The 7,444-nt window shown below is 37.1% G+C and carries 8 protein-coding genes, 1 other RNA gene and 1 pseudogene; all 10 read right to left on the reverse strand.

Annotated features, from left to right (window positions below; translation table 11 throughout):
* Positions 1-14 precede the first annotated feature (14 nt).
* Entirely contained in the window at positions 15-1,475 is a 1,461-nt protein-coding gene (locus HMPREF0493_RS02890; RefSeq protein ID WP_006351781.1) for a sensor histidine kinase, read from the reverse strand.
* The gene (locus tag HMPREF0493_RS02895) at positions 1,475-2,203 is read right to left on the reverse strand and encodes a response regulator transcription factor (protein ID WP_006351782.1); all 729 of its coding nucleotides are present in this window, start codon (positions 2,201-2,203) and stop codon (positions 1,475-1,477) included. Before HMPREF0493_RS02895 ends, HMPREF0493_RS02890 begins: the two co-directional genes overlap by 1 nt.
* Before the next feature lie 2 nt (positions 2,204-2,205).
* Positions 2,206-2,595, reverse strand: coding sequence for an SdpI family protein (locus HMPREF0493_RS02900; RefSeq protein WP_040457047.1), 390 nt, complete (start codon positions 2,593-2,595; stop codon positions 2,206-2,208).
* Positions 2,596-2,626: 31 nt separating this feature from the next.
* Entirely contained in the window at positions 2,627-3,592 is a 966-nt protein-coding gene (gene manA, locus HMPREF0493_RS02905; protein WP_006351784.1) for a mannose-6-phosphate isomerase, class I, read from the reverse strand.
* 127 nt (positions 3,593-3,719) lie between these two features.
* Positions 3,720-4,087, reverse strand: a transfer-messenger RNA (tmRNA) gene (ssrA, locus tag HMPREF0493_RS08305).
* 60 nt (positions 4,088-4,147) lie between these two features.
* Positions 4,148-5,332 carry an acetate/propionate family kinase gene (locus HMPREF0493_RS02910; protein WP_040457050.1) on the reverse strand — a complete coding sequence of 395 codons (1,185 nt, stop codon included), beginning with the start codon at positions 5,330-5,332 and terminating at the stop codon, positions 4,148-4,150.
* A 37-nt stretch (positions 5,333-5,369) separates the two neighbouring features.
* Complete coding sequence (locus HMPREF0493_RS02915; protein WP_006351786.1) at positions 5,370-6,374, reverse strand: class I SAM-dependent methyltransferase; 1,005 nt, start codon at positions 6,372-6,374, stop codon at positions 5,370-5,372.
* A 171-nt stretch (positions 6,375-6,545) separates the two neighbouring features.
* On the reverse strand, positions 6,546-7,034 hold the full coding sequence (comGF, locus tag HMPREF0493_RS02920) for a competence type IV pilus minor pilin ComGF (RefSeq protein WP_006351787.1): 489 nt from the start codon (positions 7,032-7,034) through the stop codon (positions 6,546-6,548).
* Positions 7,035-7,037: 3 nt separating this feature from the next.
* Positions 7,038-7,250 carry a type IV pilus modification PilV family protein gene (locus HMPREF0493_RS02925; protein ID WP_006351788.1) on the reverse strand — a complete coding sequence of 71 codons (213 nt, stop codon included), beginning with the start codon at positions 7,248-7,250 and terminating at the stop codon, positions 7,038-7,040.
* Positions 7,237-7,444: pseudogene (locus HMPREF0493_RS08750) on the reverse strand (hypothetical protein); the annotation flags it as partial. The gene HMPREF0493_RS02925 and the pseudogene HMPREF0493_RS08750, both read right to left, overlap by 14 nt.

Below are 7,444 nucleotides of genomic sequence, written 5' to 3' on the forward strand. Positions count from 1 at the left end.
AACGGCTAGTAATACTAGTCGTTTTCTTTTGCAACAAATTGCTCATAACCTTTGTCATAAATGATGACTGTAAAGGTTGATCCTTCTTGGGGATTGGATTTAACCGAAATTTTCCCGCCGTGCTGCTTAATCAGGGATGAAACAATTGATAATCCTAAGCCAGATTCACCTGTCCCCAAACGTGCTCTTGACGGGTCTGCTTTGAAGAAGCGTTCAAAAATATATTTAGTCTGTTCTGGGCTCATCCCGATCCCATTATCAGTTACCTGCAATTCACAGGCATGTAGCAAACGACGGCCCTTGATCGTAATTTTACCATCATGGGTAAATTGAATTGCATTTTGAATCAGATTAACCATAATTTGAGTAAAACGATCATGATCTGCATAAATCGGCAATTTAGCTGGAACATCTAAAATCAATTGATCATTAGCCTTTTTAGCATTTTGTTCCAATTGAGTTTGCAAATCATGCAACACTTTGCAGGCATCAAAGTTAGTCTTGATCAACATAATTTGGTTATTGCAAATCTTCTCATAATCCAAATTTTCATTGACCAGTCTAATCAATCTTTTAGTTTCTCGGCGCATTAAAGCAATGGATTTAGGCTTAGATTCTTCAGGGATTGCATCATATTGCAAACCTTCCAAAATTCCATTAATCGTAGTTAGCGGTGTTCTCATCTCATGAGCCGCATCGGCCATAAATTGGTCACGTCGTTCTTCCTGCGCTTTGACCTCTTCATTCGACTTCTTTAATTTTCGAACCATGCGGTTAAAATTGGCTGCCAACTGATCGATTTCATCATGATCCTTATGTTCAATTTGAACATCAAAATCTCCGGCGGCAACTTTTTCCGTTGCCCTTGAAAGGCGTTTGATTTTGCTGGTTGAGTAGTATGCCAAAATTAAACTTAAGATTAATCCTACTACCAAAGTAATAATTAAGGAATTGATCAAGTTTTTCTTTGCCATAGTGATTGGTCGTTCAACATTGCGAACTGTCGAACCGATCCAAATGATCCCAATCAGTTTTTGCTTGCTAAACCAAGGCATCAAGACACCGGTATAAGCGTATTTGGTTTGCCCCATATACGTGCTTTCCTGATTATTGTTGCGAATTCGAATTTCCTGACCTTTTTTCAAAGAATCATAAACGTTATTGGGCAACTTAAAAGTGGTTGTGGTTTGAGGATAGATCTGTTTATTTTTCGTGTTAAAAATTCGCAAGTGAACATGCTCAGCACTAAGAATAAACTGCAATTGATTTAAAAAAGTCGTATCCAGCGTTTCTTTTTTGCCACTGCCTTCTGTTGCAGCCAATTTACCAATCGCATTACCATAGCTTTCCATTCGCCCAAAATTTTGCTCATAAGCTTGATTGCGAACGTAATCAATTTCAGTGAAGCCAATAATTGAAACTGAAGTAATGATAATCAATAAGAAACTGAGCATGTGCTGATAAATAAGTTTCATTATTCAACTTGCGAATCATCAAATTTATAGCCGACACCCCAGACAGTTTGAATAACTTGAGGACCGACTTTTTCAAGTTTTTGCCGCAATTTCTTAATATGAGCATCAACCGTTCTCTCTTCACCGTAATACTCATATCCCCATACCAGTTCTAATAATTGGTCCCGTGAAAAGACCTGCTTAGGCTTTTGTGCCATCGTAAATAACAGATCAAATTCCTTAGGCGTCAATGTTGTCACTGATTTGCCATCAAACAGAACTTCTCTTCTTGATTTTGAAATTTTAAGATGCTGCGTTTGAATATCATAATCATTGTTAACTTGCTTGTTAACAGCATTATTGGTAGGCTCATCCATCATTACGCGTCGATGAAGCGCCTTAATACGAGCAATCAATGAAATTGGACTAAATGGCTTTGATACATAGTCGTCGGCACCAACGCCCAAGCCTAGAACTTGATCAGCTTCGCTTCCCCGTGCCGTCAGCATAATAATTGGTACTGTAGGTGAAATTTGTCTAACTTCTTTAGCAACTTGAATGCCATCTTTTTTAGGCAGGTTCAAGTCTAGAGTAATCAAATCGTATTCTGAGGCGTGCTCTTTAAACATCTCAACTGCTTGCACGCCATCAACGGCAACATCTTGCTGCCATCCTTCTTTTTTGAAAAACATCTCCATCATCTCAGCAACAGAGGTGTCATCTTCAACCATCAAAATTTTTAAACTCATTCTTAATCTTTAAATCCCTTTGTCCGATGATGTTTAACTTTGTCTGGCTCAACATAATCAGGTGGCAACTCATTTCTTGCTTTTAAAAATTTTTGAAGACTCTTCTCAGTCCAGACTATCGGCAAAATAATGAAAATGTAGAAAGTCAACAGCCATATAAGAAAAAAGCGATCCGCATTAAGCAAGTGGATAATCAGCCCGATTACAAATTGAATAAAGCCAAAGAGCAAACAATATAAACTTGCTCGTCTCTGTGCAAATTTAAAACTTGCCTTATTCACTTGAGCTAAATATGATAAATAGCCATAAATTTGGTTCGGTCGTTTGGCTGGTGAAATCAGCCAAATTAAACCAACTGCCATCATTACGCTACCACAAGCTATGTAGATCACTATTAATTCGCTTCCCTAATAAAATTGTTGTCTATTCTTCACTTGGAGCAGACATTATAATTCTCATTTTACCAGTGAGAGCAAAATTTTTCATCTGATTTGGAATAATTAAATTCGTTCCGAGCTTTAGATCCCAACTTTGACCATCAGCTTCAAGCTTGCCAGAACCTTTAATTACAGAAACCAACAAATATGGATGATTCTTGAGACTGGACTTCCAAGTACCGTCCAAATCAATTTGCCATAAGTAAAAATGCGGCGAAATTGGTGGCTCAACAAGAGTCTTGATTGAAGCATCTTGATCCTTATCAGTATGAACATTAAGTTTAGGATCAACGTGCGGAACTGTTGTTACGTCAATTGACTTTTGCGTATGAAGTTCACGCTTTTTGCCAGTCTTTTTATCAACTCGATCATAATCATAAAGACGATAAGTTACGTCACTGGATTGCTGTGTTTCAATTACCAAACTGCCCTTTGTCAAAGCATGAATGGTACCAGCTGGAACGTAGAAGAAATCGCCAGCTTTGATTGGGACTTTACGCAAAAGCTTGTCCCATTCGCCTTTATGAATCATATCAGCCAGCTCTTCTCTGGTTTTGGCATGGTGACCATAAATAAGATATGCGCCTGGGTCAGCCTGCATAACGTACCAGCTTTCAGTTTTGCCTGAATCATGTTCTACTTTGGCTGCATAATCATCATCTGGGTGCACTTGCACTGATAAGTTATCATTGGCATCCAAGAATTTTACTAATAATGGAAATTCTTTTGCTTTAGGATTGCCAAAAAGTTCAGGATGCTCATGGTAAACGTCTCTCAATGATTTACCCTTAAGTGGTCCTGCAGTTACAGTTGAAGCATCATCTTTGTATCCAGAAATAATCCAGGCTTCGCCAACTTTGCCTTCTGGAATATCATAATGAAAAATTGTATCTAGTTTGCGTCCACCCCAAATTTTGGGTCTAAAATATGGTGTTAAAAAAATTGGTTCCATCAAAATTCGCCTCACATAAAGTATATACTTTCTATAAACAAAAATGAAACCCCCTTTCGCTTTTCATTTAATAATTTTAACATAAGAAAAAATCGCATTAGAAATTAATCTAATGCGATTTTGTATCTAGAGGAGATGAGGGGAGTTGAACCCCTGTCCAGACGCAGCTCATCACTGACCTCTACAATCATAGTTATATTACTTGAACTTCACTAGCTCAAAACGCCATATAACAGGGCTAGAATGAACTAGCTAACCTGCTCAGACTCTTTCTAACTATTCAGGTGAGGTAGTTAAACGTAACTCGCTAATGTTGATACCTAGAACCGGCCACGAGTAAGCTGGTTAAAGGCAACACATGCGCCTAATTAGGCAGCTAATGCGTAAGAATTACTGTTTTTTGCAGTTAAATTTAAATTAACGTTTTTACGTAGACGTAACCTACGAATTGCAGTCAATGCAAGTCTACGCCTGTCGAATCCCAAAAACATCCCCATAAAGAGAACATTATCTATTATACAAATTAATTGCTATGTTCTCAAATATTTGGCTTAATTAGTCTAATTTGGCCAATCTTGCAACATCACGTTCAATCATTAACTCTTCATCAGTAGGTACAATCATGACCTTAATCTTAGAATCAGGCTTGGTGATGAACTTTTCACCATTTGTTTCGTTAGCCTCAAGATCTGGATCAATGCCCATGAATGCAAGTTGTTCCATCACAGCTTGACGAACGCCTTTATCATGTTCACCTACACCAGCCGTGAAGATAATTGCATCGGCTCCACCCATTTCAGCATAATATGCACCAATGTAACGAATAATTCTGTTAATGAAAATTTTTCTAGCAAGTTTAGCACGTGGCTTATCGCTTGTGTTGATATCGCGCATGTCTGGAGAAATACCAGAAATACCGAGCAAACCTGACTTTTTGTTTAACACGGCAATGATCTGGTCAATATCCAAATGTTCCTTGTTCATAATGTATTCAAGAAGTGATGGGTCAACATCACCGGAACGAGTAGACATCGTGATACCAGCTAATGGACTGAAGCCCATTGAAGTATCATAAGATTTGCCATTCTTAACAGCCGTAATTGATGCGCCTGAGCCTAAGTGACAAACAATTAGTTTCAAATCCTTAGGATCTTTGTGCAATAATTCACTGCTTCTTTGAACTATATAGCGGACTGAAGTTCCGTGAGCACCGTATTTACGTACTTTATATTTTTCATAATATTCATAGGGAATTGAATACAAATAATGCACAGGATCCAAAGATTGGTGGAAGGAAGTATCAAAGACACCAACCTGAGGAACATCTGGCAAAATATTCATAAAAGCTTCGATTCCCATTGCTTCTGGCATATTGTGAAGCGGTGCGTATTGCGTTAAATCGAATACTTTCTGAATATTGTCCTTGGTGATGATAGTAGATTCTTTAAAATCTTCTCCACCAGCAACAATTCTGTGTCCTACCCCAATAATTTCATGAATATTATCTATTACTTTATACTTTTTCAAGTTTTCAATTAAAAGCTTTACAGCAGTTTCTTGGTCTGGGATCTTCACGTGTTCAACATGCTTAGTACCATCGGCAAGTTTAATTTCAAAGGTTGAGCCATCAAGCCCTACTCGATCAGCCATTCCCGATGCCAGTACCTTTTCATCAGATACTGAAAAAAGCTTGTATTTAAATGTAGAACTGCCTGAGTTGATTGCTAATACTTTCTTCATAAGAAAATCCTCCACAACTAATGATTTTTTTCACAAACTAATCACTAGATTTAGTATACCACTCGTTAAGTTTAATATTAAATGCGATTAGGGAATCTTCTTTCTTAAGTGAGTCTAATTTAGTTAATAAGACATCTTTAGCCTTAGCATTATCACCATGATTCTGGAAAACTAAAATAGATTTTTGGTTAAATTTATTTCTGAACATGTCATCCGGCAAATCAATAATTGCATTGAGGAAAACTTTCTTAGTCAACCATGGCATAAATTGATTACGATCTTTTCCTTGCAGCATCCCTGTTGGAACAAGCAAGAATGCGAAACCGCCAGCTTTTAGATTTTTAACGATTTGCTCTACAAATAAAAAGTGAGCGTAAGAATGTCCTTTTTTATTCTTTAATTCAAAGTGCTCAGCATTATTGTCTAGTGGATAATAACCAATCGGCAAATCAGACACAATAGCATCGGCCGGCTCTGTCATCCAAGGCATCATCGCATCTTGACAATAAAGATCAATCTTTAGTTCATTCAAATGAGCTGCAATATCAGCAAAATCTAGCATTTGCTCATCATTATCGATCCCAGCCAACTGGTAAAGATTCTTGGAATGATTCTCTGTCTTTAATTGATTAATGACCGAATAAAGAAGCGAACCAGTACCCAAGGCAGGATCAACTACTTCCAGCTGTTGATCTGCTGGCAAAAGTCGCTGCATTAAGAGAGCAATGACCGTTGCCAAAGCTGGTGGCGTCGGCATTTGATTGCTGTTGCGGCCATCGTCATTGATCGCTTTTAAAGTCAAATAGTTAAAAATCAAGACTTTGCTGCGTTTTGGCAACTGCTCATAATTCAATTGGGCATACATTTTGCTTAATTGGGCAACTGTTTCTGTATCAGGAGCGCCCATCTCAACCTTGATCTTGCCATTTTCCAAGTTATCAAAGGTTTCAGTCAATGCTTCGCCAAAAGAAACATTAAGTGCGTCTTGCAAGATTGTTACGCAAGCTAAAAATTGGTTAAAAAGTTTTTCGAAATTTTCCATATTCACCCTTCTTCTAATCCTTATTTATTTTAATAAAAAGAATCAAAGGGTGGCAAGTAAAGTTAATTATCTCGCAAATATTCAATTATCATTTGATTGCTTTCCACAGTATCATGCAAAATCTGCTGATAAAAAGTCAAATACAATAGACAAGTACTTAAAACTAAAATGCTACTCAGAAGTGCGCTTCCCTTTGACCGCTTTCTTTTCTTCTTTTGCTTCATCCGGTTTCTCCCGCAACTTAAAATACAATTCTGATTTTCGTCCATCTTCTTCAGTAATAAAAATTTTGATTCTGTTTTTGCTCGTTTCAAATTCTGCTTGATCAACATTTAACAATAAAGGCATATGTCCACTTGCATTAGTAGTTACCCTGATCATGTTTTTATATTTTCCTAAAACATATACTTTATTATTGTCTTTCAATCCGGAAAAATTCGCTTTTCTGCTATTTGATAATTCAGGCAGTGCATAAGACTCGTGCTCTTTTAAAAAATTGTTCAACTGAATGTAGGAAAAAGCTACCTCATTAACCGGATGCTTTAAATGACGTGCTGTTTTTAAACTAACCAGCAAATTCTGCAGCGCGATCACAATTAGCAGAGTGATAAACACTGAGAAAATTGCTTCAATCAGCAAAAATCCCTTTTTAGCTTTCATATGCTACTCCCTAAAAACATGATCATGAACAACGACTTCCTTAAGCTTAAATTCATTCAACATATAATTCGCCAATGCCCGATCGCTGCGATACTCAATTTTCTTTTCAAACTGTCTGCTATCAAGAATCATTGTTGTAAAAGCAGTCAGTGCAATCAACGTGATCATCAATGCTATCAAGCTTTCAATCATTAAAAAGCCTTTATTCTTCATCATAAATTATCTTTCCCCAAGTCATTTGAATTCGCAGTTTCTTAGAATATTTGCCATAAGCAAATCGCAAAGTAGTAGGACTAACTGAACCATTTCTTTGAATTTCATAATTATGAAGGTTGGCATTCCTGTTGAATATAGTGAGGTTGGCTGGCATATCTATTCTCTCTTCACCATTCTTGCTTTTAATTATTAAA

The sequence above is a fragment of the Lactobacillus amylolyticus DSM 11664 genome, assembly GCF_000178475.1.
GTDB classification, from domain to species: Bacteria; Bacillota; Bacilli; order Lactobacillales; family Lactobacillaceae; genus Lactobacillus; species Lactobacillus amylolyticus.